This window comes from Pigmentiphaga litoralis (assembly GCF_014651835.1).
Lineage (GTDB): Bacteria > Pseudomonadota > Gammaproteobacteria > Burkholderiales > Burkholderiaceae_B > Pigmentiphaga > Pigmentiphaga litoralis.
The window spans coordinates 3590786-3616334 of the sequence record NZ_BMXQ01000001.1 but is presented as its reverse complement, the minus strand read 5'-3'; the positions used below and the strand labels follow the sequence as shown (position 1 = coordinate 3616334).

The window sequence follows — 25549 nt, the reverse complement described above, 5'->3', positions numbered from 1 at the left end:
CCGTCAGTGCACGGATGTCATTTGCGCTTGCGCGCCTTGGGCGCGAGCATCGTGCCGCGGCAATGCGCCGAGCCGCACAGGCACTTGTACTCGTCCTTCAGCTTCTGCGTGTAGCGCGCGTCGATCACCAGGCCGTAGTCGTAGAACAATTCTTCACCGCGCGGGATCGGCTGCAGGGACACCACGAAGATGCGGCCATCGTCCGTCTCTTCGGTCTCGCAGTTGGGCTCGCAGGAATGGTTGATCCAGCGCGCATCGTTGCCGCCCCGGCTGCCATCGATCACCTTGCCGGTACCCAGCGCAAAAAAGAACGTGTGGAAAGGATCGTCCGGATTGACCGGGTGACGGCGGTCCGCTTCGGCGCTGCTGATCAGCTCGCCGATGTACTCCATGATCCGCACGCCCGCCGGGATCTTGCGTTTGGCATAGATACCGTTTCCGTGAATGCGAGAGCGCTTGACCACATGCCAGGTCTTGGGCGGGATGCCGTTCGCGTCGAACGTGTCGTTGGCGTCGTCGGCTAAAACATCGAGCGCAGCGTCGGTGGACGTGTCAGCCGGCCTCTTGGAGGACGGCTTGCGGGAAGAAGTGGCGGGCTGGCTTGTCATTGACGCATCAAGAAAAAAAGCGCTGAAGGACGAAAGAGTGCAAACCCTGGCGGCTCGATGGTCGGTCGATGCGCCGGGTTCGCGGATTGTCGCATGGCATGCTGCCTGGGCAGTCGTGTATGCGGTCAGGATGGGCGATCAGGACAGGCTATCAGTGCAACGATCCCCACCGCTCGACGGCCGGTTCGGCCGCGGCCCACTGCCAGGCGCCGTTCGAATGCTGGCAGACCTGCGTCGTGAACCACTGCCACGTGACCGCATCCTTCTTGCCGCCCTCGACCGATACCGCGACTTCCTTGCACGCAGACAGCGCGTTGTCGATGTTGCGCAAGACCGTGACTTCGCCTCGCGCGTCGTTGTACGAAAAGCGGTGATGCACCGACCACAGCCGGCTTTCACCCACGGCCATCTGGCCGGCGGCCTGCGCGACCTGGTCCTGCTCGGCCCGCTGCATGTCGCGGAACACCTTGGCCATGCCCGCATCGGTCGCGGAACGCACGGCCACACCCACGCCGATACCGATGGCCGGGTTGCCCGTCGCCGCGCCGGTCACGATGCCGGCCGCCGCGCCCGTAAAGCCCCCGACCGATCCGCAGCCGCTCATCACCACCGCAACGGCCGACATCGACGCTGTCATGACGGCAACGCGCAGCCAGCGGCGGGGCTGCGCCTGCGCGGTACACGCTACGGCGGGGATCACTGCAAGGCTCCCCAACGCTGGGTCGCCGGTTCAGCCGACGCCCACTTCCACGCGTTCACATCGCGGCAGATCGTCGCCACGTAAAAGCCACTGCGCGGCACTTCGTCTTTCACGTCATCGACGGAAAAGACGATCTCCTTGCACATCAGCGCGCCGGATCCCATCTCGCGATTGACGGTCACGCGGCCACGCACGTTGGGTTCTATCTCCAGGCGGTGATAGCTTTCCCACTGCGCGACCTGGCCCACCGACAAGCCGCCGGCGACTTGCGCGATGCGGTCCTGCTGATTGCGGTGATAACGTCGTTCGACATGTTTTACGCCTGCTTCGGCAGCGGCCAGCACACCCAGGCCAATGCCCGATGCAACGGTGGCGTTGGTCGTGACCTGCGACGCAATCGCCGCACCGCCGATACCGGCTGCGGTCGATGCGCCTTCATGGAAGAGGGAACTGCACGCACTGGTCGACAGCGCGGCGATCAATGTCAGGGCAAGCAGCGGGACGGACGGCATACGACGCGTGTCGGCGTTGCGGGCCGCCAGCAGGGCGGTGATGGGGGGGGCATTGAACGACATGCTGACCTCGTGGGTAACGGGTGAAGACGCGCGGGTGGAACGTGCGGCGAGAAACGTGCGTGGGCAAAGCTTGCAGCAGGAAACGGGCGCGTACGAGCGCATTGAGTCTACCCCGTGCCTTCCGGTTGGACTGTGGTGTGCAACCGTTCAAGGCGCTCCGGGGTTGTAAGGAGAACGGGGGGAGTTGTTGCTGATGGTTAGAGCGCTCAGGGTCGTGCTCTGCCATGCGAAAAAAAGCCCATGCATGGGCATGGGCTTTTGACTTCTGCGGCTTGAAGGTCGAGACCTGGAACGGCGCCGGTCCTGGGTCTCAAGCCGTCTCAGGCTGCGGCTTTCTTGACTGCCGCTTTCTTGGCGGCTGCCTTCTTGGCCGGTGCTTTCTTTGCAGCGGTCTTCGTTGCAGCGGTCTTCGTTGTGGCGGCTTTCTTTGCTGCGGTCTTTTTCACCGCAGTCTTTTTTGCGGCTGCCTTCTTCGCTGGCGCCTTCTTGGCCGGCGCGCGGCTTGTGCCAGCTTCGGCTGCGTCGCCCGTCGCGGTCTTGGCAGGCGCCTTGCCCGGCTTGGCTGGACGTGGCTCGAATTCGAAGCCGACCTTGCCGTCCGGACCCCGCGTCAGGAAGGCCTTGAACTTGCGGTTGGTGCGGCTGGACACGAAGTTCTGCAGCAGGTCGGTGCGGCCTTCGTTCAGGAGCTTGCCCATCTGCTCGGCCGAGATGTCCTGCTGCAGGATGACCTTGCCCGACTTGAAGTCGCAACTGCGTTCCGGCCCGACCGACTTTTCGCACAGATAGCTCATGCCCCATTCGAACACCCGATGCGAGCATTTCGGGCACGGGCCGACCGGTGTGTGGCCTGAGAAATCGATGGCTTCAGCCGCTTCATCATCGGCTTGGCCAAAGTCGAATTCCAGCTTGAATTCGTCGGTGATGCGCAAGATCGCCGAGAAGGGCCGGCCCATCTTGCTGATGAACCCATTGAGCGGACCGATCTCTTTCTTGGCCAGCAGTTCTTCGACCTCGGATTGCTCGAACGTCCGGCCGCCCGGGTGCTTGCCGATCGAAAAATCGCACGCCGTGCAGGCATAACGGCGGTAGTTTTCTTTCACGACCTTGCTGCACTTGGGGCAGGGCGTCGTCAACGTCGCGTAGTCGCCGGGCACGGTGTCGCGGTCGTATTCCTTCGCGCGCTTGACGATCACTTCCGTCATCCGCGCGATTTCCTGCATGAAGGCTTCGCGCGCCAGCTGGCCTTGCTCGATCTGGCTGAGCTTGTGTTCCCACTCGCCCGTCAGTTCGGGCGACGTCAGTTCGTCCACGTCCAGACCCGACAGCAGCGTCATCAATTGACGCGCCTTGGCGGTCGGCACCAGTTCGCGGCCTTCGCGGCGCAGGTACACCTCGTTGATCAAGCCTTCGATGATGCCTGCCCGTGTTGCCGGCGTACCCAGTCCGCGTGCCGACATGGCCTCGCGCAATTCTTCGTCTTCCACCAGCTTGCCGGCGCCTTCCATGGCGGACAGCAGCGTGGCTTCGGTGTAGCGCGCCGGCGGCTTGGTCGCCAGGCCTACGGCTTCGACGTTCTGCGTCCTGACCTTCTCATCGGGCGCCACGGCCGTCAGCGTTGCGTCCTCGCCGACCGTATCGCGGCCATACACCGCCATCCAGCCGGCATTGACGAGTACCTTGCCTTCGGTCTTGAACCGATGCGTATTCACTTCCGTGATGCGGGTCGTCAGCAGGAATTCCGCGGCCGGGAAGAACACGGCCAGGAAGCGCTTGACGATCATGTCGTACAGCTTGGCTTCGGCCTCGCTCAGTTCGCGCGGGGCCTGCAGGGTCGGGATGATCGCAAAGTGATCCGACACCTTCTTGTTGTCGAAGATGCGGCGATTGGGCCGCACCCACTGATTCTTGATGATCGTGGACGCATGCTGCGCATAGGCCGGCTTGCTTTCGGTCAGCGTCTGCATGGTCTGCTGGACCGTCTGGATATAGTCTTCCGGCAGATAACGCGAATCGGTCCGCGGGTAGGTCAGGGCCTTGTGGCGTTCGTACAGCGTCTGCGCCAGCGACAGCGTGGTCTTTGCCGAAAAGCCGAACCGCGAGTTGGCTTCGCGCTGCAGCGTGGTCAGGTCATACAGCAGGCCGGAAAGCTGGCTGGACGGCTTGGATTCTTCCGTGACACTGCCCACGCCATCGCGGCATGCCGCCACGATTTCGTCGGCCGCCGCCTGCGTCCAGACGCGCGAGTCGCGCTTTTCCGGGTCGAGGGGGTCTTTCGTGTGCTTGGGGTCGAACCAGCGCCCGTCATAGGTGCCAGCGGCTGCCGCGAACTGCGCCCGGACTTCCCAGAAGTCGCGCGACACGAATTTGCGGATGCGTTCCTCTCGCTCGGCCACGATGGCCAGCGTCGGCGTCTGCACGCGCCCGACCGGCGTCTTGAAGAAGCCGCCGTCCTTGCTGTTGAACGCGGTCATGGCCCGCGTGCCATTGATGCCGACCAGCCAGTCGGCCTCGGCGCGCGACCGTGCTGCCGCTTCGAGCGGCTGCATGATGGCGTCGCTGCGCAGGTCGTTGAACGCGTCGCGGATCGCCTGCTGCGTCATGGACTGCAGCCACAGGCGCTGGATCGGCTTGTTCGTCTTGGCGTACTGGACGATGTAGCGGAAGATCAGTTCGCCTTCACGTCCCGCATCGCAGGCGTTGATGACGGCGTCGACATCCTTGCGCTTCAACAGGCGCACCAGCAGGCGCAGGCGTTCTTCCGAACGCTTGTCGGCAGGACCCAGTCCGAATTCGGGCGGAATCACCGGCAGATGGGTAAAGCTCCACTTGCCCTTGACCGGGTCGTTGGGTGCGACAAGCGTCAGCAGGTGGCCAACGCTCGAGGAAAGGACGTGTTCGTCGCTTTCGAAGTATTCGCCCTCGCGCTTGAAGCCGCCCAGGGCTCGCGAAATATCCAGCGCTACCGAGGGTTTCTCGGCGATGATCAGTGTCTTGCCCATTGAAATCCAGTTGAACAGAGCCGACGCCAAATAAAGTGCGTCGAAGCGCCGGATGATACGGGGGGATTTTTAAGCAGTGCAAGTCGGGGGTGCTCGGCATGGCCGGCAACGCAAGACTGCGAGTGCGGAAAATCAGTGGATTTGGCGCGCGCTGCCGTCTTCGAGCAGCTCTTCCAGGATCAGGTTGTCGATCTCGGTTTCCTGGCTCCACAGTACCATCAGCACAATAATTTTGAGTTTTTCGATGGGTACCGGGGATTCGATGAGCGCAGTTGCCCGATCGATGATGATCTCGCGCAAGGGGGCCGACAGGACGCCGGCAGACTCGAGAAAACTCACGAAGCCGATCGCTTCCGAACCGAGCGCGCTGTATTCCGCATCGGCGTAGATGCGGGTACTTTGGCTTGGAACCAGGGCAAGATCGACGCAACGATGCGTGGTTTCTGCCAGGCCGGACAGCCACGACAGAGCATCGTCGATTTCGTCGTCTTCGAATCCGGCAGCGGCGAGTTTTCGCGCCAGCGTATCCGGGTCCGGACAGGCTTCCGGCGTGAAGTAGTTCTCGAAGAGGTAGACGAGAATATCGAACATATATCACAGTAAAGGCTCGCTTAACTCTACGCTGAAACGCCGCCCTAGGCAAATATGCACCAAAGCGTTGCGTGGTTTGCACGACGGGTGTGGCGTTTTGGACGTCAGGCATGGAAGTCCGCCTTGATCGGCCGGGCAATCGGGTTCGAGTCCGTGGCCGGTACCCCGTCATCACCCGTCAATCCCGGGTCCTGCTCGCCGTCGTCACCCTCGGGTCGCATGGCTTGAGCTTCCTGCGCCATCTGCGCTGCCAGTGCCTTGGCCACCTGGCTGTCGACCTGGTAGCTGCCGCCGGACAGCCGGTCCACCCGGTTCTTCAACTCCAGCGGCAGCAGCCGCGCCTGCACCTCCTGGATGGGTACGCCCAGGCGCTGCGCAAGCATGTCAGGGCTGATCGCGCGAAAGCCCATCGCCCGCAGCAGGGCCAGGTCCTCAGTTGAAAGCGGGGGCAGCGCCACCGACGCGTTCCGGCTGCCCGCGCCGCTGCCCCGGGGCGCCGCCCCCGCGTCGAGTTGCGGGTCGAGCGGCAACGATCCTTGCGCGCCAGGCGGCTGGTCAGCCAGCTCATCCACGATGTCCTGCGAACATTCCACCAGCTTGGCACCTTGACGCAGCAGGACATGGCAGCCGCGGGACAGCGGCGAATGGATCGATCCCGGGATGGCGAACACGTCACGGCCGATGTCGGCGGCGATCCGGGCGGTGATCAACGATCCGCTATGGACGGCGGCTTCGACCACCAGCACGCCCTTTGACAGCCCGGCCACCAGCCGGTTGCGGCGGGGAAAGTGGTGCGCGAGGGCGCGCGTTCCCAGCGGCAGTTCGGACACGATCGCGCCCTGGTCGGCGATCCGCTGGGCAAGCCCGCGGTGCTGCGTGGGTAGACGACATCGGCGCCGGTGCCGACGACGGCGAGCGTGCCCCCGCCGTCGGCGCCTGCTGCAAGCGCGCCTTCGTGCGCGGCGGCATCGATGCCCAGCGCCAGCCCGCTTACGATCGTATAGCCCAGGCCCGCCAGGTGCTGGGCGAACTCGCGCGCATGGCCCAGGCCGTCCGGCGTGGCATTGCGCGAGCCGACAATGGCCAGCCCGTGGCGTCCCAGCAGCGGCGGCAGCCCTTTTACATACAGCAGGGTCGGGGGATCGTGGGTGGCCAGCAGCGCGGGCGGGTAGTGGCGGTCGTTCAGCGTCATGAGGTAGTTTCCGGGCCGGTCGGCCCACGCAAGGGCGTCGTCGATGCGCCGCCGGGTCGCATCGTCGGCAGGCGCCGCCAGCTGGCGCGCCAAGGGCAATGGCAGCTTGGCGGACAGGGCGTCGAGGCCCTGCGCGTACAACTGGTCGGGCGGCCCGAACTCCTGCAGCAGGCCATAGGCGGTGATCGGACCGACGCCAGGTTCGAAAGACAGCCGCAGCCAGGCGGCGAGGGACTTGGAAGCAGAAAGGGAAGGCATGGCAGGACAGACGCCGCAAAGTCGTGAAAGGTCGTGATGACCGTGTTCGTCACTAGACCACGGCAGGGCAGCCGGGCAGGGCGGTTCCGGACAGAAGTGTCCAAGGCCATTTCTACGCATGGACATAAACGTCCGTGGACGACGGGAGGCGGTGTCGAAGTGGCTATACTTTTTCTGTCTGGCCACGGTGTGCGTGCGCCGGCACCAGGACACAAGGACAAGGAAACAGCATGGGCCACATGGCCGCCGGGATCCGGACCTACACGATGCAGGAACGGGCGCAGCACCTGGATTTCGACATCCGGCGCGAAAACGCCCGCGACCCGCTTGCCGCGCCGCATCGTCATGCGTATTTCCAGATCCAGATCAACCTGGCGGGCGATACGCAGCAGCATATCGGCGCCACCGTGCGGCCATTCCGCCCGGGCATGCTCTCGTTCGTGCTGCCGTATCGCATGCATTGCGTGCCGCATCCGCCGGGGTCGCTCTATTACATCCTCAGCTTCGGCCAGCGCTTCCTGCGCAGCGATCTCGACGTCGATCCGCTCGACCTGGAAGACGTTCCCCTGGCCCGCGCGCCGGAACTGGCGCCGTTTCTTGCCCAAGAATCCATGGATTTCGAGCTTGATGGCGACGACCGGGCCGAGATGCTGCGCCTGTGCGAGCAAATGAGCGCCGACAACGCCCAGCGCGGCTTCTACACGCTCGAAACGCTGCGCGCGCGCCTGCTCCTGCTGATCGGCCTGGTCTGCCGGAAGTATGCCGGCCAGATCGAACAGGCAGCAGGCGCAGGCACGTCGCATCATGGCCGGCGCGAGGCCATGGCCCGCGTGATCCGGCATATCCGCGAGCATCTGGCCGAACGATTGACGCTGGACAGCGCGGCCGCCGCGGCTTGCCTGTCGCCGAACTATCTGGCCCACCTCATCAAGAAGGAAACCGGCCGCACCTTTGTCGATCTGGTCACGGAACGGCGGATCGAACAGTCCAAGGAATTGCTCATGCAGACGTCGCTGCGCGTCTCCGACATCGCGCGCCAGGTGGGATTCACGGACGAGGCCTATTTCTCCCGCCGATTCCGCCAGGTCTGCGGCGCAAGCCCGGTCGCGTTCCGCGCCACGGCCCGCCAGGCGGTCGAGCCCCCGGTTTTGTCCAAGCGAATCACACATGCGTCCCTGTCGCTGTCTTCCGAAGACCGATAAGCTGGCGCCCACATTCAACGCCCGGGTGGCAGGCCGCCCGGCAGTCCTACAGGAAATGTCATGAATTTCGTCATCCCCCAGCCGTCCATCGCCGCGATTCCCGTGGAAGGGACCGACGCCGTGTTCCCGGTCCGGCGGATCTGGTGCGTCGGCCGCAACTTTGCCGACCACGCACGCGAAATGGGTCACGACCCCGATCGTGAACCGCCGTTCTTTTTCTCCAAACCGTCTGATGCCGTGGTGCCGAACGGTGGCGACCTGCCCTTCCCGGTGCAGACACAAGACCTTCACCACGAAGTCGAACTGGTGGTGGCATTGGGCAAGGGCGGCACGGACATCGACGAGGCAGACGCCCTGTCGCACGTGTTCGGCTACGGCGTCGGCATCGACATGACCCGCCGCGACATCCAGTCGGTCGCCAAGAAAATGCAGCGCCCGTGGGAACTGGCCAAGGGCTTCGATCAGTCGTGCCCCGTGTCCGCCCTGAAGCCGGCCAGCGAGATCGGCCATCCGGACGCCGGTCCGATCTGGCTCAAGATCAACGGCGACATCCGCCAGGAAGGCGACCTGAACCAGCAGATCTGGCGCGTCGAGGAAACCATCGCCTACCTGTCGCGCTTCGTGACGCTGGAAGCCGGCGACATCATCCTGAACGGCACGCCCGCTGGCGTCGGCCCCTGCGTAGCGGGTGACACCCTGCATGCGCACATCGATGGCGTCGGTGACCTGACCGTGCACTATGTAGCACGCTGAAGCGGCACGCGGTATCGCCGCAGCGACTCGCTTTGACGCGCCCTGCAGCGTGCCCGCCCCGGACCCGCCATGGCGTCCGGGGCGCCAACTCGCGACGACTCGGACGCTTGTGGTATCTTGGGCTTGCATTCATGGGGCCCTGACCCCATTTTCCCTGTATCAAAGATCCCTGCGAATTCGTTGTTGTTGCCATGGCCCTGCTTCCTATCCTGACCTATCCCGACCCGCGCCTGCACAAGAAAGCCAAGCCGGTGGCCGTCGTGGATGACCGAATCCGCCGCATCGTGCGCGACATGGCCGAGACCATGTATGACGCCCCGGGCGTTGGCCTGGCCGCGACGCAAGTGGACGTGCATGAACGGATCGTCGTGATCGACGTGTCCGAAGACAAAAGCGATCTGCTGGTCCTCATCAATCCGGAAATCACCTGGAAGAGCGACGACACGAAGGTCTATGAAGAAGGCTGCCTGTCGGTGCCTGGCATCTACGATGAAGTGGCACGGTCTTCCCAGATCACGGTCCGGGCGCTGAACGAAAAAGGCGAACCCTACGAATTCGACGCCGAAGGCCTGCTCGCCGTCTGTGTCCAGCATGAGCTCGATCACCTGGAAGGCAAGGTGTTCGTGGAATATCTGTCGAACCTGAAGCAGACGCGCATCAAGACGAAAATGCGCAAACTCGAGCGGCTACCCGCTTAATTTCTTTCAGATTCAGGATTCAGATGCGCCTGGTTTTTGCCGGTACGCCGGAGTTCGCCAGGGTGGCGTTGCGAGCCCTGATCGACGCCGGTCATGACGTCGCCTTGGTGCTGACCCAACCCGACCGTCCGTCCGGTCGCGGGCTCAAGCTCACTCCTTCCCCAGTCAAAGCCGCCGCGCTCGACGCCGGCATTGCCGTGGCGCAGCCGCGCAGCCTGCGGCTGGACGGCAAATATCCCGATGAAGCCCGCGCCGCGCACGAGACGCTCAAGGAAGTGAACGCCGACGCCATGATCGTGGCCGCCTACGGCCTGATCCTTCCGCAATCGGTGCTGGACCTGCAGCGCCTGGGCTGCCTGAACATCCACGCGAGCCTGCTGCCGCGCTGGCGCGGCGCGGCGCCCATCCAGCGCGCGATCGAAGCAGGCGATGCCGAAACCGGCATCACCATCATGCAGATGGACGCCGGCCTGGATACTGGCGACATGCTGCTGGTGGCCGCGACGCCCATCCTGCCGACGCAATCGGCCGGGCAATTGCACGATGTGCTCGCCACCCTGGGCGGCACGGCCATTGTCGATGCCTTGGCGCGGCGCGAGGCGGGCGATCTGCCCGCCACCCCGCAGCCTGCCGACGGCGTGACCTACGCGGCCAAGCTGGACAAGGCCGAAGCGCCGCTGGACTGCACGCAGCCCGCCGCCGTCCTGGCGCGCCGCGTCCGCGCCTTCGATCCGGTCCCTGGCGCAACGCTGCGGCTGCCGATGCTGCCCGATCCCGTCAAGGTGTGGAAGGCCGCGGCAGTGCCCGGCCAAGCCCCTGTATCTGAAACCGATCCCACCCCCGGCACGGTCGTGCGCCTGGCGCCCGATGGCATTGACATCGCGACCGCCGATGGCACGCTGCGCCTGCTCGAATTGCAAAAAGCTGGCGGCAAACGCCAGCCCGTCGACGTGTTCGTCCGCGGCCTTGGTGGAGGAACCCCCTGATGTCGTCTACCCCTCCCCGGCCTGGTCCGGCCACGACCGGTCAATCCGCTCCCCTGTCCGACATTCTGCTGGGCGCCGCCAAAGCGCTGCAGGCGGTGCTGGCCGGCACGTCGCTGACGGACGCCATCGCCAGGACCCCCGCTGCCAACCGGCCGGCGGTGCAGGCCGTGTCCTTTCACGTCATGCGGCAGCTGGGCCGCGCGCGCGCAGTCAAGCAGGCACTGATTCCCCGCAATCCGACCGACCCCCTGCTCGACGCGCTGCTGCTGGTCGCCTTCGCGCTGGTGGTGCCGGGGGACGGCATGGAGCAGGCTGCCGGGTCAGCGGGCGCTCACTATGCGCCGCATACCGTGGTGGACCAGGCGGTTCGCGCCGCGTCCGGTCAGCCATCGCTGGCGTCCTACAAGGGACTCGTCAACGGCAGCCTGCGCCGCTTCTTGCGGGAACGCGACGCGATCATGGATGGCCTGGCCAATAATGGCGAAGCCACCTGGAATCACCCATCCTGGTGGGTGCGCCGCCTGCGCATCGATTATCCGGACAACTGGCAGGACCTGCTGCGCACCGCCAACCGGCAGGCGCCGCTGACCTTGCGCGCGAACCGCCGCAAGATGTCGCGCGATGCGGTGCTGGCCGCGTTCAACGAACAGGGCATTGCTGTCGCTCCGGCCGGGGACGACGGCATCGTCGTGCTGCAGCCGCGTCCGGTCCAGCAGCTGCCCGGCTTTGCCGAAGGCTGGTGGTCGGTGCAGGATGCCGGCGCGCAGCTGGCGGCGCCGCTGCTGCAGGTCAAGGACGGCATGCGGGTGCTTGACGCCTGCGCCGCGCCGGGCGGCAAGACCGCCCACCTGCTCGAACAGGCCGATATCGACCTGCTGGCCATCGACGTCGATGCGACCCGCCTGCGCCGAGTGGATGAAAACCTGGCGCGACTCGGGCTGACGGCACGTACGATGGCTGCCGACATCGCCGATGTGGACGCCTGGTGGGACGGCAAGCCGTTCGACGCCGTGCTGGCTGACGTGCCGTGCAGCGCATCGGGTATCGTGCGCCGGCATCCGGACATCCGCTGGCTGCGCCGTGAAGAAGATGTCACCCGCACCGCCGTCCTGCAGGCCAGACTGGCCGATGCGCTGTGGCGGGTGGTGGCCCCCGGTGGTAAATTGCTCTACGTGACGTGCTCGATCTTTCCTGCCGAGGGCGCGCGTCAGGCCGAAGCCTTCCTGACCCGTCACTCCGATGCCACCCGATTGCCCGCACCCGGTCAATTGCTGCCCAGCCCAGTGTCCGCACCGCCTGGCGAGCAGCACGACGGTTTCTTCTACGCGTTGTTCGCCAAGGTGTGACACTGCTACGCATCGTTCGCTTCCTGCTGGTGGCCGCTGCCGTCATGCTGCTTCTGGGCGGCAGGGTAAGCGCCGCCGATGCACCCATGGTCCAGGCCGTCTCGCTGGCCGAACGCGGCCGCGACCTGGTCCTGAACGCCGACGTCTCGCTCAACCTCAATAACCAGCTCGAAGACGCGGCCGAACGGGGGCTCCCCCTCTTCTTTACGGTCGAAGTCGAGATCAACCGGCCGCGCTGGTACTGGTTCGACGAAACGGTGCTCAGCGCCACGCAGACCTGGCGGATCGCCCACAACCCCCTTACCCATCAATGGCGGGTCAGCAGCGGCAGCCTGGCGTTGCCGGTCAGTTCGTTGTCCGAAGCGCTGTCGGTGGTCCGGCATGTCCGCAACTGGCGAATTGCAGACAAGGACGCGTTCAAGCCCGGGGCCAATCACGAAGGCCGTATGCGGGTGCGCTTTGACGTCTCGCAACTGTCCAAGGCCTTCCAGGTCAACGCGCTCAACAGCAGCGACTGGTCGTTGGCCACGCCGTGGACGGAATTTTCGGTACAGGTTGTGCGCGAAACGCTGCCGCCCGTGCCCGTCGCGCCGCCAACGCCCCCGCCCCCGCCCCCCGTGCCGGACCGGCCCGCGGACAAACCTGCCGACAAACCCGCCGACAAGCCCAACGGCACGACGCCGTCCAACGGCACGTCCCCTGGCATGACCCCGACCCCCGGCGGGTCGATGGGGGCACCGTCGCTGTCCAATGGATCGTCCAGCCTGGGCCTGGCCTTGCCTGACGGCACCCGCGGGAGCGCCAGCGGCAGCACGGTGCTGCCCAACGCCAGCAGCCCGGCGCCCGCCGGTACCCACAATGGCAACGCCGCCCCTTCCGGCACGCCGCCGGCCGAGGCGCCATGAGCCGGCTGATGCGCATCCTGCTCGGCATCGCCGCGGTCAGCGCCCTGGCGCTGCTGTTCCTGCTTGCCTGGTCCACGGGCAACTCCAGCCGCCTGGAGCAGCAGTACAACGTGCTGCTGGGCCTGAACGGCGTCGTTGCCCTGATCCTGTTCCTGTGGGTCGCGGCACTGGCCTTGCGGCTCAAGGGCCAGTTGCGCAAGCGTCAGTTCGGCGCCCGGCTCACGGCGCGGTTTGCGCTTGCCTTCGCCCTGGTGGGCGTGGTGCCCGGCGTGCTCATCTACATGCTGTCGGTGCAGTTCCTGTCGCGGTCGATCGAATCGTGGTTCAACGTCAGGGTCGATGCCGCGCTGGAATCCGGCTTGAATCTGGGCCGCGCGGCACTCGACTCCCAGTTGCAGGACCTGAACGCCCGTGCGCGGACCATGTCGCTGGAACTGGGCGACACGGCCGATGCGAGCATGTCGATGGCATTGACCCGCCTGCGCGAGCAGGTCGGCGCGCAAGACGCCATGGTGTTCACCGCCAGCGGCCGCATCATCGCCTGGTCCACCAGTGTGTACGGCACCCTGGTGCCCGACAGCCCGCCGCCGCAGATCCTGCGCCAGTTGCGCATCTCGCGCGGCTACAGCGCCGCTGAAGCAAACAGCGCCCCCAGCACCCTGACCCTGGAAAGCGAGCAGGGCCCGATGGGCACCACCCGCGACGCGCAGAACACCGACGCCTTGCGGCTGCGCGTGATCATCCAGATCGCGCCGCAAAGCTCGCTCGACCTGCCCACCGTGTCGCCGGCCGAGTCGCGCTATCTGCAACTGTTGCAGCCAGTGCCCGAGCAGATCGCGCTCAACGCCGAGGAAGTCCAGGCGGGCTACCGCGACTATCAGGAACTGTCCCTGTCGCGCACGGGCCTGCGCAAGCTCTACGGCATCACCCTCACGCTGGCGCTGCTGCTGGCCGTGTTCTCGGCCATCGGCGCGGCGTTTGCGCTCTCGTCCCGCCTGGTTCGCCCGCTGTTGCGGCTGGCCGAAGGCACGCAAGCCGTCGGCGTGGGCGACTTCCGGCCGATTCCCGAGCCGCCATCCAAAGATGAAGTCGGCCAGCTGACTCGCTCGTTCAACGCCATGACGCGCCAGCTCGACGACGCGCGGCATATGGTGGAAACCAACCGCCGCCAGCTCGAACGCACCAACGTCTACCTCGAAAGCATCCTGTCGAACCTGTCGTCAGGCGTGCTGGTCTTCGACGAAGGCTTCCGCGTCGCGACCGTCAACCACGGCGCGCAGCGCATCCTGCGGGTGGACCTGCGCGCGGTGACCGGGCGTCCCCTGGAAACCGTCGACGGCCTGACGACCTTTGCCAATGTGATCCGTACGGCGTTCGCCGAACATGCCGCGGCCGACACCGGTCGCACGCATTGGCAGCAGCAGTTCGAAATCGTGCGCGCGCCCGCGGGCGAGACCCCGTCGGGCGGGGCTGGCGAAGGTAACATGTCGTTCGCGCGGCCTGACGACAATACGATTACTCTGCTGGCTCGAGGATCGCATCTGCCGGTCAACGGCGGAAGTGGGGGCTATGTGGTGGTGTTCGACGACATTACCGAAGTGATTTCCGCCAACCGGGCCGTCGCGTGGGGAGAAGTGGCGCGGCGCCTGGCGCACGAAATCAAGAATCCGCTGACACCGATCCAGCTCTCGGCCGAGCGCATTGCGATGAAGCTGGCCGACAAGCTGGAAACGACCGACGCGCAGATGCTGCGTCGCTCGACCACGACGATCATCAATCAGGTCAGTTCGATGCAGCGGATGGTGGACGACTTCCGCGAATACGCGCGGACGCCGCCAGCGCAGATGCAGCAACTCGACCTGAACGAACTCGTGGCCGAAGTCCTGACGCTGTACGGCTGGGACAGCACCGACGGCATGCTGCGCGATGGCGCGCGCCCGACATTGATGTCCGTTGACCTCGCACCCGGGCTGCCAAAGATCGAAGGGGATGCGACCCAGCTGAGGCAGGTGATACATAATCTGATTGCCAATGCCAAGGACGCCATAGAAGATAGGGCAAAGGACATGGCCAAGGCTGAGGAGGCGGGGCAGCCAAAGCAGGTCCTGGAAGAGCGGGTGGGCGTCAGCACGCGGCTGATCCATAAGCGGCTGCCGGATGGCCGGGAGCACGCGACGGTGCGGTTGATGGTGACGGACACAGGCGCGGGATTCGCGCCACGCATACTCCAGCGGGCCTTCGAGCCCTATGTAACGACCAAGGCACGGGGGACGGGACTTGGCCTGGCCATCGTGAAAAAAATTGTCGAAGAGCACGGCGGTCGCATCGATCTGGCCAATCGGCCAGAAGGTGGAGCGATGGTCTCTATACTTCTTACCAAGCTGGTGGATGAGCCGGCAGCGCCGGGGTCTGCCCGGTTGGCCGTAGCAGCAGGGTCGCAATCCGCGTAACAGAGGTTTCTAAAAATATGGCCAGAATTCTAGTGGTCGACGACGAAGTCGGCATTCGCGAGCTCCTGTCGGAGATCCTCTACGACGAGGGTCACACGGTGGATCTCGCAGAAAACGCCGCCGCTGCGCGCGCGCTGCGCAACCAGCATCGGCCTGACGTGGTATTGCTCGATATCTGGATGCCTGATACGGACGGCGTGACCCTGCTCAAAGAATGGGCGTCACAAGGTCTGCTCGACATGCCGGTCATCATGATGAGCGGCCACGCGACCATCGATACCGCCGTCGAAGCGACCCGTATCGGCGCAACCGACTTCCTTGAAAAGCCGATCACCATGGCGCGGCTGCTCAAGACGATTGCGTCAGCGCTCGACCGAGGCCGCGCGGGCCCCAAGCCCGTTGCACAGCCGGTCACCGCGATCCGCAGCAGCAGCCCGCCGCCGTCGTACGTGCAGCCGCCCATGCTGACCACCGGGTCGGAATACGGCCGCGCGCCCATCGGTGCATCCAGCGCCGCCGAATCGCTGGCCGAGATGGGGCAGGTCGGGGGCGATACCCGTCCGCGCCAGCCGCTGCATGAACTGTCTCTGGATCTACCGCTGCGTGAAGCACGCGATGCCTTCGAGCGCGTGTACTTCGAGCACCATCTGGCGCGCGAAGGCGGCAGCATGACCCGGGTCGCCGACAAGACCGGCCTGGAGCGCACCCACCTGTATCGCAAGCTCAAGCAACTGGGCATCGAGCTGTCCCGCAAACGCAGTCTATGAAGATCCTGATCCTCGGCGCGGGCCGGGTGGGAACGAGCGTCGCCGAAAACCTGGTGTCCGAACACAACGACATCACGGTGATCGATACCGACGGTCCTCGCCTGGCCCTGCTGCAGGAACGGTTCGACCTGCGGGTCGTGGTCGGCAGCGGCATCCACATGTCCACCCTGGAGCAAGCCGGCGCGCGTGACGCCGACATGCTCATCTCGTGCGCCACGGCCGACGAAACCAATCTGGTCGCCTGCAAGATCGCCAAGCAGGTCTTCAATGTCCCGCGCCGCATCGCGCGGGTGCGCTCCCCGGAATTCCTCGATAACGCCACGCTGATGGGCGACGACGGCTTCTGTGTCGACAACCTCATCTGCCCGGAACGCAGCGTCACCAGCTACCTGACCAACCTGATCGCGATTCCTGAAGCGCTGCAAGTGGTGGAATTTGCCGATGGCCGCGTCAGTGCCGTGACGGTCCGCGCGCACGCAGGCAGCCCGCTGTGCCAGCATCCGATCGAAAGCCTGCGCGAGCACATGCCGGGCGCCGATATCCGCATCATTTCCATCTTCCGGCAGGGCGAACTGATCACGCCCGAGGGCCGCACGGTGATCCAGCCCGGCGACGAGGTCGTCTGCCTGGCCGCGACCCATGAAGTGCGGCGACTGGTGCGCGAACTGCGCGAGCGCGACAAGCCCGTGCGGCGGCTGATGATCGCCGGGGGCGGCAACATCGGTCTGCGGCTGGCGCGTGAAATCGGCCACCTGTACGAGGTCAAGCTGATCGAGCAGAACCGTCGCCGCTGCGAATACCTGGCCTCCCAGGTACCCAGCAAGACGCTCGTGCTCAACGGGGATGCAACCGACGAAGACCTGCTGGAAGACGAAAACGTCGGCGACATGGACCTGTTCCTGGCGCTGACCAGCGACGACGAGGACAACATCATGTCGTCGCTGCTCGCCAAACGCATGGGCGCGCGCCGGGTGATTGCGCTCATCGGCCGCAAAAGCTACGCCGAGCTCATGGAAGGCGGCCGGATCGACATCGCGATCTCGCCGTCCGAAGCGACCATCGGCGAGCTGCTGCGGCACGTGCGCCGCGGCGACGTGGTGGCCGTGCACCGGCTGCGTCACGGCGTGACCGAGGCCATCGAAGCCATTGCCCATGGCGACGCCAAGTCGTCCAGGGTGGTGGGCCGGCGCATCGAGCAGATCAAGCTGCCCGAAGGCGCCATCATCGGCGCCATCGCCCGGTCTGATGCCGTTCTGATGGCGCATCATGACACCGTCGTCCAGTCCGGTGACCATGTCATCGTGTTCGTCACGCACCAGCGCCTGGTCTCCCAGGTCGAAAAGCTGTTCCAGGTGTCGGTCTCCTTTTTCTGAGCGGCTTGCCCGTCCCATGCGCCAACTTTTCCCGGTCCTGAATGTGCTCGGCGTGGTCATTGCGCTGTTTTCGCTGACCTTCGCCATCCCGATCGGAACGTCGCTATACACGGCCGACGCTGCGTTGATGGCCTTCGTGCATGCCTTCGCGATCTCCTTCGGTTCCGGCGCGCTGCTGTACGTGGCCACGCGCCGGCAGCGCCGCGAACTGGCGCCGCGGGACGGCTTTCTGCTGGTCTCGCTGGTATGGAGCGTGCTGCCCGTCGTGGCGGCGATCCCGCTGGTGCTGTACTTCCGGGGCGTTGGCGTCGACCTGAGCCTGACCGATGCCTATTTCGAGGCCATGTCCGGCCTGACGACCACTGGCGCAACCGTCCTGACGGGCCTGGACACGATGCCGTACTCGATCAATGTCTGGCGTTGCACGTTGGTCTGGATCGGCGGCATGGGGATCCTGGTGCTGGCCGTGGCCATCCTGCCGATGCTCGGTGTTGGGGGCAGCCAGGTGTTCCGCGCCGAGACGGCCGGCCCCATGAAAGACGAGAAGCTCACGCCGCGCATTACCGGCACGGCCAAGGGGCTGTACGCCATCTACGTGGTGGCGTCCTTGCTTTGCGCGATCGCCTACCGCCTGACCGGCATGAGCTGGTACGACGCGTATTGCCACATGGCCGCCACGATCGGGCTTGGCGGCTTTTCGAACCGTGACGCGGGCTTCCTGGCCTTCGACTCCATTTCGACCGAGTTTGTCGCCATCGTCTTCATGACGATCGCCGGCATCAACTTCGCCACGCATTTCCGGGCCTACCGTGCCAAAAGCATGCGCACGTACTGGAACTGCTTTGAAGCCAAGTACTACCTGACGGTGATGTTCGGGTCGGGCATCGTCATCGGCTTTCTGCTGTACGCCGAACAGGTGTACCCGACCCTGTCCGAAGCCATGCGCCACGCCGTGTTCAATACCGTATCGGTGGCGACCACGACAGGGTTTGCAAGCACTGACTACGCCAAATGGCCCCTGTTCGCGCCAATACTGATGCTGGCACTGTCTTCTTTCGTGACATCGGCTGGCTCAACCGGTGGCGGCATGAAAATGATCCGCATGGTGATCCTGGTCAAGCAGGCGCGGCGCGAATTCACCCGGCTCCTGCACCCCCGCGCGATCAACCCGGTGCGGATCGGCGGGCAGATGATCGCCAATCAGGTCGTGTTCTCGGTTCTGGCCTTCGTGCTCCTTTACGGGGCGTCGCTGGTCATTCTTACCATGGTCATGCTGTCGACCGGGCTGGAGCCGCTGACCGCGTTCACCGCCGTGCTGGCCACCCTGAACAACACCGGCCCTGGCCTGGGCGATGTGATCGGGCCCATGGGCAGCTACAAGGGCCTGACGGACGTCCAGACATGGATCTGCTCGTTCGCGATGCTCATCGGTCGCCTGGAACTGTTCACGGTTCTGGTGTTGTTTACGCGTGCATTCTGGCGCAAATGAATACAAAGACACCCGTCGTAGTGATGGTAGGCTGTTATCTCAGGCAGGGCCGAAGCGTGGCGCTCGAGGCCGCGGCACGGTCCTTGCAGGAAGAGCAGGGCAAGCAGGCTGTGATAGTCGAAGGGGGGCCGGGAACATTGACGGCTCCACCGGGCGTCGAACTCGTCCAGTTGGCGCCAGGTTGTGTGTGCTGTGTCGGGCAGCTGCCGTTGCGAGTCACGGTGGCAAGGATGCTCAGGCTGGTCAAACCGGCCAGGCTATGGATCGAAGTGTCCCAGGCCGAGCATCTCCCGGAGTTGCGCAAGCAACTGGACGGCCCAGGCTTCGCGGGGGCAATCGATCTGCAGGATGCGCCAACGAGCAGGTAAGACTGTTTATTTAATGCGCGTTATAGATTGCCTCTTGATTTCCGGATGTGGGCACCACATTTACAGATCAGGCGGTCTTACGACCCCTGTGACTTCAGGAGCCAGGCCATGGAAATGATTTACAACAGCTCGAACTACGTCGTCGTTGAATTTGCTGAAATCGAAGGCGCGACCGCCTATGGTGGCGGGTTCGAGATCGTGGACAAGCAGTCGCGCCGCGAACTGTATATCGCAGGCGAATCGGCTGACCAGTTCCGTAACCAGGTCCAGGAGTTGATCGCTTCCGAACCGTCGATGGAAGACGTCGATGAATTCCTCAGCCAGTTCGACGACTACATGAACCACCCGGTCACGCTCCACTGATCGTTCCGCAGTTCCCTTGCCCCCGATCACGGTGATCGGGGCGCATCAGCCCTTCCTCTCCCCCTCTCCGAAAGCCCGCCGCCTTGCTGCAGCGGGCTTTCGCGCGTCTGAAGGCATTGCGCCGCGGCTCCGCAAGGGCGTGCGCGCATCAGCACGGGCTTAGGTCTTTCCCCATGCGGGTTCCTAGGGGATAACCTGAACTGTCATCTATTTCTGGCAATCTGCTCAGAACTTGTGGCTAAACTCCAGCATTCCTTACGCATGTTTCTGCCTGGACGTGGCATGGAAGGTGCAGTCTCCACCTTCTTGAACGTCCGCGGGCCCGACGCCCGCCAGGCCTCACCTTCAAGGAGACCTCGATGGAATCCATCGCATTCACGCCGTCGGCTGCGCATACCCTGGGTATCGAACTGGAACTGCAGATCGTCGATCCGCATTCGTTCGACCTTCGCGGTTCCGCTGAAGACCTGCTCGCCCAACTTGCCAACCATCCCATCGCCGATCGCGTCAAGCCCGAGATCACGCGCGCGATGATCGAACTCAATTCCTCTGTCCATACCGATCCGATCGCCCTGCTCGAAGAAATGCGCCATATGCGCGACGTGCTGGGCGACGCCGCCGACACGGTGGGTGTCCGGATTGCCGGAGGGGGTACCCATCCGTTCATGCGCTGGCAGGACCGGACCATCTTTGATTCGCCACGCTTTCAGTACCTGTCCGAGATGTACGGCTATCTCGCCCGGCAGTTCACCGTGTTCGGCCAGCACATCCATCTGGGCGTGGAATCGGGTGACGACGCCGTCGCCATGACGCATCGGCTGTCGCCCTACGTGCCGCACTTCATCGCGCTGTCGGCCTCGTCGCCGTACTTTGAAGGCGTCGACACGCTGTTTTCGTGCAGCCGCCTGAACGCGCTCAACGCGTTCCCGATGGCCGGGCACATGCCGCCGTCGGTCAATGACTGGTATGGCTTCGAGGCCTATTTCTACCAGCTTCAAAGTTCCGGCCTGGTGGACAGCATCAAGGATCTGTACTGGGATGTGCGCCCCAAGCCGGAATTCGGCACGGTGGAAATCCGCGTCTGCGATACGCCGCTGACCGTCGAAAAAGCCTGCCAGCTGGCGGCATTCGCGCAGGCGCTGGGCGTGGCGCTCAGCCGCCGGCCGCTGCCCGCGCCCGAGGCGTGGCTGGGCTACAGCACCAACCGCTTCCAGGCCTGCCGTTTCGGGCTGCAGGGCAATTATGTGGATCCGGCCCACGGGCGGATGCGCCTGATGGATCACCTGCGCATGACGCTGGAGCAGCTTGCGCCGATCGCCGCCGAACTGGGCACGACCCAGCTGCTGCAGGCGCTGAGCGAGGGCGCCCTGAAGCAGGGGTGCGACGCGCGGTGGCTGCGCACGCAGTTTCATCGCAGCCGCGAACTGCCGTCCGTGGTGCAGGCGTCGGTGGCGGCGTGGCGCGGCCATGTGCCGCAATGCATCGACATGCCGCCGCTGTCCGTCATCCCGCGTCGGCGGGTGCGGGCCGGCGCCGAGACGCTCATGCCGGTGGACGGGCTGGCGCTGCCGCAACCGGGGCAGGCGCCCGAAGCGCTGCACTGAAGCCGGCGCGCCGCTGGCCAAGGGGCGCGGGCAGGCCGCCTGCCTGCTCCCCAGTCACCGCGCCGCCGCGCTGCAGCAAGGGAAAGCCGGTTTGTTGGTAACATAGCCGATTCCCTTTTGCAGATTGCGCCGGTGGGTTTGCCCGGTTGCCCGCCCATGTCCTTCCCTACGCTGCCCTATCCGCCCGAGTCTTACACCCGGGGCGCCGAATTCGCTCGTTTGCTGACGCAGCGCATCCTGATCCTGGATGGCGCCATGGGGACCATGATCCAGCAGGTCAAGCTGGGCGAGGCCGACTATCGCGGCGCGCGGTTTGCCGGCCACGGCAAGGACGTGAAGGGCAACAACGAACTGCTGAGCCTGACGCGGCCCGACGTGATCAAGACGATCCACGAGGACTACCTGCGCGCAGGCGCCGACGTGATCGAGACCAACACCTTCGGCGCGACCAGCATCGCCCAGGGCGACTACGACCTGCCCGAACTGGCTTACGAGCTGAACGTGGAGTCGGCCCGCCTGGCGCGCGCCGCCTGTGATGCCTTCTCGACTTCTGATCGTCCGCGCTTCGTGGCCGGCGCGCTCGGCCCCCAGCCCAAGACGGCGTCCATCTCGCCCGACGTGAACGACCCGGCGGCGCGCAACGTCACCTTCGACGAACTGCACGACGCCTATGTCGAGCAATTGAACGGGCTGATCGACGGTGGCATCGACCTCGTGCTGATTGAAACGGTGTTCGACACCCTGAACGCCAAGGCCGCCGTGTTCGCGGTCGAAGACGTGTTCGAGCAGCGCGGCATCCGCCTGCCCGTCATGATCTCGGGCACGGTGACCGATGCGTCCGGCCGGATCCTGTCGGGCCAGACCGTCGAGGCCTTCTGGAACTCGATGCGTCATGCCCGGCCCATCACCATCGGCCTGAACTGCGCGCTGGGCGCTGCCTTGATGCGGCCCTACGTGGCCGAGCTGGCCAAGATCTGCGACACCTTTGTCTGCGTGTATCCCAATGCCGGCCTGCCCAATCCGCTCAGCGACACCGGCTTTGACGAAACGCCGGAAGACACCTCGCGCCTGCTCGAAGAGTTCGCGCGCTCGGGCTTCGTCAACATGGTCGGCGGCTGCTGCGGCACGACGCCCGAGCACATCGCGGCGATTGCCAACAAGGTCGGCAAGCTGCCCCTGCGTGTCGTGCCCGAGGTGCCGCGCAAGATGCGCCTGTCGGGGCTGGAAGCACTCAACATCGACGAGACCAGTCTGTTCGTGAACGTGGGTGAACGCACCAACGTGACGGGCAGCAAGATGTTCGCGCGCCTGATCCGCGAAGAAAAGTTCGACGAGGCGCTGACGGTCGCGCGCCAGCAGGTCGAAAACGGCGCGCAGATCATCGACATCAACATGGACGAGGCCATGCTGGATTCGCAGGCCAGCATGGCGCGATTCCTGAACCTGATTGCGTCCGAACCGGACATCTCCCGCGTGCCGGTCATGATCGACAGCAGCAAATGGAGCGTGATCGAAGCCGGGCTCAAGTGCGTGCAGGGCAAGCCGGTCGTCAATTCGATTTCGATGAAGGAAGGTGAAGAGCCCTTCCTGCGCCAGGCGCGCCTATGCCGCCGCTACGGCGCCGCCGTCGTTGTCATGGCGTTCGATGAACAGGGCCAGGCCGACACGCTCGAACGCCGCAAGGTCATCTGCGAACGCGCCTATCGCCTGCTGGTCGATCAAGTCGGCTTCCCGCCCGAAGACATCATCTTCGATCCCAACGTGTTCGCCATCGCGACCGGTATCGACGAACACAACCACTACGCCGTCGACTTCATCGAAGGCACGAAGTGGATCCGCGAGAACCTGCCCTACGCCAAGATATCGGGCGGCATCTCGAACGTCAGCTTCTCGTTCCGCGGCAACGAGCCGATGCGCGAAGCCATCCACACCGTCTTTCTGTATTACGCGATCCGCGAAGGCCTGACGATGGGTATCGTCAACGCCGGCCAGCTGGGCGTGTATGCGAACCTGGACCCGGTGCTGCGTGACCTGGTCGAAGACGTGGTGCTGGATCGTCCGGAGCCGGTGGGCCGCAAGGACCCCGCCGACGATCGCACGCCGACCGAGCGGCTGGTGCAGTTTGCCGACCAGGTGAAAAGTTCGGGCGTGAAGCGCGAAGAAGACCTGGCCTGGCGCGATGCGCCGTTCGGCGAGCGGCTCTCGCATGCGTTGGTGCACGGCATCAACACCTACATCACGCAAGACACCGAAGACGCACGCCAAGCCATCGAAGCCCGCGGCGGCCGGCCCATCGAGGTGATCGAAGGACCGCTGATGGACGGCATGAACGTCGTTGGCGATCTGTTCGGCTCGGGCAAGATGTTCCTGCCGCAGGTCGTGAAATCGGCGCGCGTCATGAAGCAGGCCGTGGCCCACCTGATCCCGTACATCGAAGAAGAAAAACGCCAGATCGAAGCGGCCGGCGGCGACGTGCGCGCCAAGGGCAAGATCGTGATCGCGACCGTGAAGGGCGACGTGCACGACATCGGCAAGAACATCGTCAGTGTCGTGCTCCAGTGCAACAACTTTGAAGTCGTGAACATGGGCGTCATGGTGCCCGCCGCCGAAATCCTTGCGCGGGCAAAAGCCGAAAACGCCGATATCGTCGGCCTGTCCGGCCTGATCACGCCCAGCCTGGAAGAGATGGCCTATGTGGCCGCCGAAATGCAGCGCGACGACTACTTCCGCAGCCGCAACACGCCCCTGCTGATTGGCGGCGCCACCACCAGCCGCGTGCACACGGCCGTCAAGATCGCGCCGCACTACGACGGCCCGGTCATCTACGTGACCGACGCGTCGCGTTCGGTAGGTGTTGCGCAGAACCTGGTATCGGAAACGGCCAACGCCTTCCTGGACGATCTCAAGACCGAATACGCGCGGGTGCGCGAGCAGTACGCGAACCGCAAGGCCACGCCGCTGATCACGCTGGCACAGGCGCGCGCCAACAAGCCGCCGATCGACTGGAACGGCTATGTGCCGCGCCAGCCCAAGTTCATCGGCCGCCGTCTGTTCAAGAATTTTGATCTGGCCGAGATCGCGCAGTACATCGACTGGCAACCCTTCTTCCAGACATGGGACCTGCACGGCCCGTTCCCCGCGATCCTGACCGACCCGGTCGTGGGCGATTCCGCCACCAAGGTCTACGCCGACGGCCAGGCACTGCTCAAGCGCGTGATCGACGGCCGCTGGCTCAGCGCCAACGCGGTGGTGTCCTTCTACCCGGCCAACACGGTCAACGATGACGACATCGAGGTCTATACCGACGAGTCGCGCACCCAGACGCTGTTCACCTGGAACAACCTGCGCCAGCAGACCGTCAAGCGCGAAGGCGTCGACAACAAGTGCCTGGCCGACTTCATCGCGCCCAAGTCCACCGGCATCAAGGACTACATCGGCATGTTTGCCGTGACGGCCGGCCTGGGCATCGAGAAGTGGGAAGCGCAGTTCGAGAAAGACAACGACGATTACACGAGCATCATGCTCAAGGCGATCGCGGACCGCCTGGCCGAAGCCTTTGCCGAATGCATGCACGTGCGCGTGCGGCAGGACCTGTGGGGCTATGTGCCCGACGAGACCCTGAACAACGAGGCGCTGATCCGTGAAGAGTATGTCGGCATCCGGCCCGCGCCGGGCTATCCGGCCTGCCCGGAACACACGGTCAAGCGCGCCATGTTCGACGTGCTGGCCGCCGACGACATCGGCATGGTGCTGACCGACAGCTACGCCATGCACCCGGCGTCATCGGTCTCGGGCTTTTACTTCAGCCATCCGCAGTCGCAGTACTTTGCAGTGGGCAAGATCGGCGACGACCAGGTCGACGACTACGCGCGCCGCAGCGGCCGGTCCGAGGACGACCTGCGCCGCGCGTTGATGCCCAACCTGCATTGAACCAGCGGGCGCGGGCCTGAGCCGGCGCGTGTAAAGGCGCTGCGAAGGCGCGAGCTCAGCTCGCGGTGTAGCCGAAGTCCTTCAGGCGCTTTACCGCGATGGCGCGTTCCTGGTCGCTGAACAGCGGCGCCCACTGCGCTTCAAGGATCAGCACCTCCATCGACAGGTCCAGCCGCTTGGCCAGACTCAGGTGCGTCAGATCTTCCGACAGCGTTCTGGACGCCAGCATCTGCTTGGCCGCGGCCTTGCCGCCCAGCCGCCCTACCAGTTGGTGGAAGCGGTTGGCCGAGTAGCTGGCCTCTTTTTTCGCGCGCTCGAAAATGCCGAGCATCGCGTCGTGAAATTCCTGTTCCAGTGCTGCGTTCATTCTTGGACTTGCTTGGTGGCCG

Annotated in this window: 19 protein-coding genes and 1 pseudogene; 13 read left to right on the top strand and 7 right to left on the bottom strand. The window is 64.8% G+C overall.

Going from position 1 to position 25549, the window contains the following annotated elements; translation table 11 throughout:
• Positions 1–17: 17 nt before the first annotated feature.
• The 6 genes and pseudogenes from IE116_RS16505 to dprA form a co-directional block, all read right to left on the bottom strand.
• Positions 18–608, bottom strand: a complete 591-nt coding sequence (locus IE116_RS16505; protein ID WP_189614032.1) for an SET domain-containing protein — start codon at positions 606–608, stop codon at positions 18–20.
• A gap of 151 nt (positions 609–759) precedes the next feature.
• Entirely contained in the window at positions 760–1308 is a 549-nt protein-coding gene (locus tag IE116_RS16500; protein WP_229828225.1) for a hypothetical protein, read from the bottom strand.
• Positions 1305–1883: a hypothetical protein gene (locus IE116_RS16495; protein WP_189614031.1), complete on the bottom strand. Its 579-nt coding sequence runs from the start codon at positions 1881–1883 to the stop codon at positions 1305–1307. Before IE116_RS16495 ends, IE116_RS16500 begins: the two co-directional genes overlap by 4 nt.
• 320 nt (positions 1884–2203) lie before the next feature.
• A complete protein-coding gene (locus IE116_RS16490; protein ID WP_189614030.1) occupies positions 2204–4885 on the bottom strand; it encodes a DNA topoisomerase III in 2682 nt (893 codons plus the stop codon).
• Positions 4886–5017: 132 nt separating this feature from the next.
• Positions 5018–5476 (bottom strand): Smg family protein, encoded by a 459-nt coding sequence (locus IE116_RS16485; protein WP_189614029.1) that lies wholly within the window; start codon positions 5474–5476, stop codon positions 5018–5020.
• 278 nt (positions 5477–5754) lie between these two features.
• Positions 5755–6926: pseudogene (dprA, locus tag IE116_RS16480) on the bottom strand (DNA-processing protein DprA); the annotation flags it as partial.
• Positions 6927–7156: 230 nt separating this feature from the next.
• Here dprA and IE116_RS16475 point away from each other — a divergent pair.
• The 13 genes from IE116_RS16475 (at position 7157) to metH (ending at position 25160) form a co-directional block, all read left to right on the top strand.
• Positions 7157–8128, top strand: a complete 972-nt coding sequence (locus IE116_RS16475) for a helix-turn-helix domain-containing protein (RefSeq protein WP_229828224.1) — start codon at positions 7157–7159, stop codon at positions 8126–8128.
• Between the two features lie 60 nt (positions 8129–8188).
• Entirely contained in the window at positions 8189–8881 is a 693-nt protein-coding gene (locus IE116_RS16470; RefSeq protein ID WP_189614028.1) for a fumarylacetoacetate hydrolase family protein, read from the top strand.
• A gap of 191 nt (positions 8882–9072) precedes the next feature.
• Positions 9073–9579, top strand: a complete 507-nt coding sequence (gene def / locus IE116_RS16465) for a peptide deformylase (protein ID WP_189614027.1) — start codon at positions 9073–9075, stop codon at positions 9577–9579.
• A gap of 23 nt (positions 9580–9602) precedes the next feature.
• A complete protein-coding gene (gene fmt / locus IE116_RS16460) occupies positions 9603–10565 on the top strand; it encodes a methionyl-tRNA formyltransferase (RefSeq protein ID WP_189614026.1) in 963 nt (320 codons plus the stop codon).
• On the top strand, positions 10565–11911 hold the full coding sequence (gene rsmB, locus IE116_RS16455; RefSeq protein WP_189614025.1) for a 16S rRNA (cytosine(967)-C(5))-methyltransferase RsmB: 1347 nt from the start codon (positions 10565–10567) through the stop codon (positions 11909–11911). Before fmt ends, rsmB begins: the two co-directional genes overlap by 1 nt.
• Positions 11908–12816: a DUF4390 domain-containing protein gene (locus IE116_RS16450; RefSeq protein WP_229828223.1), complete on the top strand. Its 909-nt coding sequence runs from the start codon at positions 11908–11910 to the stop codon at positions 12814–12816. Before rsmB ends, IE116_RS16450 begins: the two co-directional genes overlap by 4 nt.
• On the top strand, positions 12813–15266 hold the full coding sequence (locus IE116_RS16445; RefSeq protein ID WP_189614024.1) for a sensor histidine kinase: 2454 nt from the start codon (positions 12813–12815) through the stop codon (positions 15264–15266). The genes IE116_RS16450 and IE116_RS16445 overlap by 4 nt, the downstream gene beginning before the upstream one ends.
• Before the next feature lie 17 nt (positions 15267–15283).
• On the top strand, positions 15284–16033 hold the full coding sequence (locus IE116_RS16440) for a response regulator (RefSeq protein WP_189614023.1): 750 nt from the start codon (positions 15284–15286) through the stop codon (positions 16031–16033).
• Positions 16030–17406 carry a Trk system potassium transporter TrkA gene (gene trkA / locus IE116_RS16435; RefSeq protein ID WP_189614022.1) on the top strand — a complete coding sequence of 459 codons (1377 nt, stop codon included), beginning with the start codon at positions 16030–16032 and terminating at the stop codon, positions 17404–17406. The genes IE116_RS16440 and trkA overlap by 4 nt, the downstream gene beginning before the upstream one ends.
• A 16-nt stretch (positions 17407–17422) precedes the next feature.
• Positions 17423–18895, top strand: coding sequence for a TrkH family potassium uptake protein (locus IE116_RS16430; RefSeq protein ID WP_189614021.1), 1473 nt, complete (start codon positions 17423–17425; stop codon positions 18893–18895).
• A gap of 476 nt (positions 18896–19371) precedes the next feature.
• Positions 19372–19626: a BTH_I0359 family protein gene (locus IE116_RS16425; RefSeq protein ID WP_179583036.1), complete on the top strand. Its 255-nt coding sequence runs from the start codon at positions 19372–19374 to the stop codon at positions 19624–19626.
• A gap of 359 nt (positions 19627–19985) precedes the next feature.
• Positions 19986–21230: a YbdK family carboxylate-amine ligase gene (locus IE116_RS16420; RefSeq protein ID WP_189614020.1), complete on the top strand. Its 1245-nt coding sequence runs from the start codon at positions 19986–19988 to the stop codon at positions 21228–21230.
• A 156-nt stretch (positions 21231–21386) separates the two neighbouring features.
• Complete coding sequence (gene metH / locus IE116_RS16415) at positions 21387–25160, top strand: methionine synthase (RefSeq protein ID WP_189614019.1); 3774 nt, start codon at positions 21387–21389, stop codon at positions 25158–25160.
• A 55-nt stretch (positions 25161–25215) separates the two neighbouring features.
• On the opposite strand, the gene IE116_RS16410 is transcribed toward metH, so the two are convergent.
• On the bottom strand, positions 25216–25527 hold the full coding sequence (locus IE116_RS16410; protein WP_189614018.1) for a hypothetical protein: 312 nt from the start codon (positions 25525–25527) through the stop codon (positions 25216–25218).
• Positions 25528–25549 lie beyond the last annotated feature (22 nt).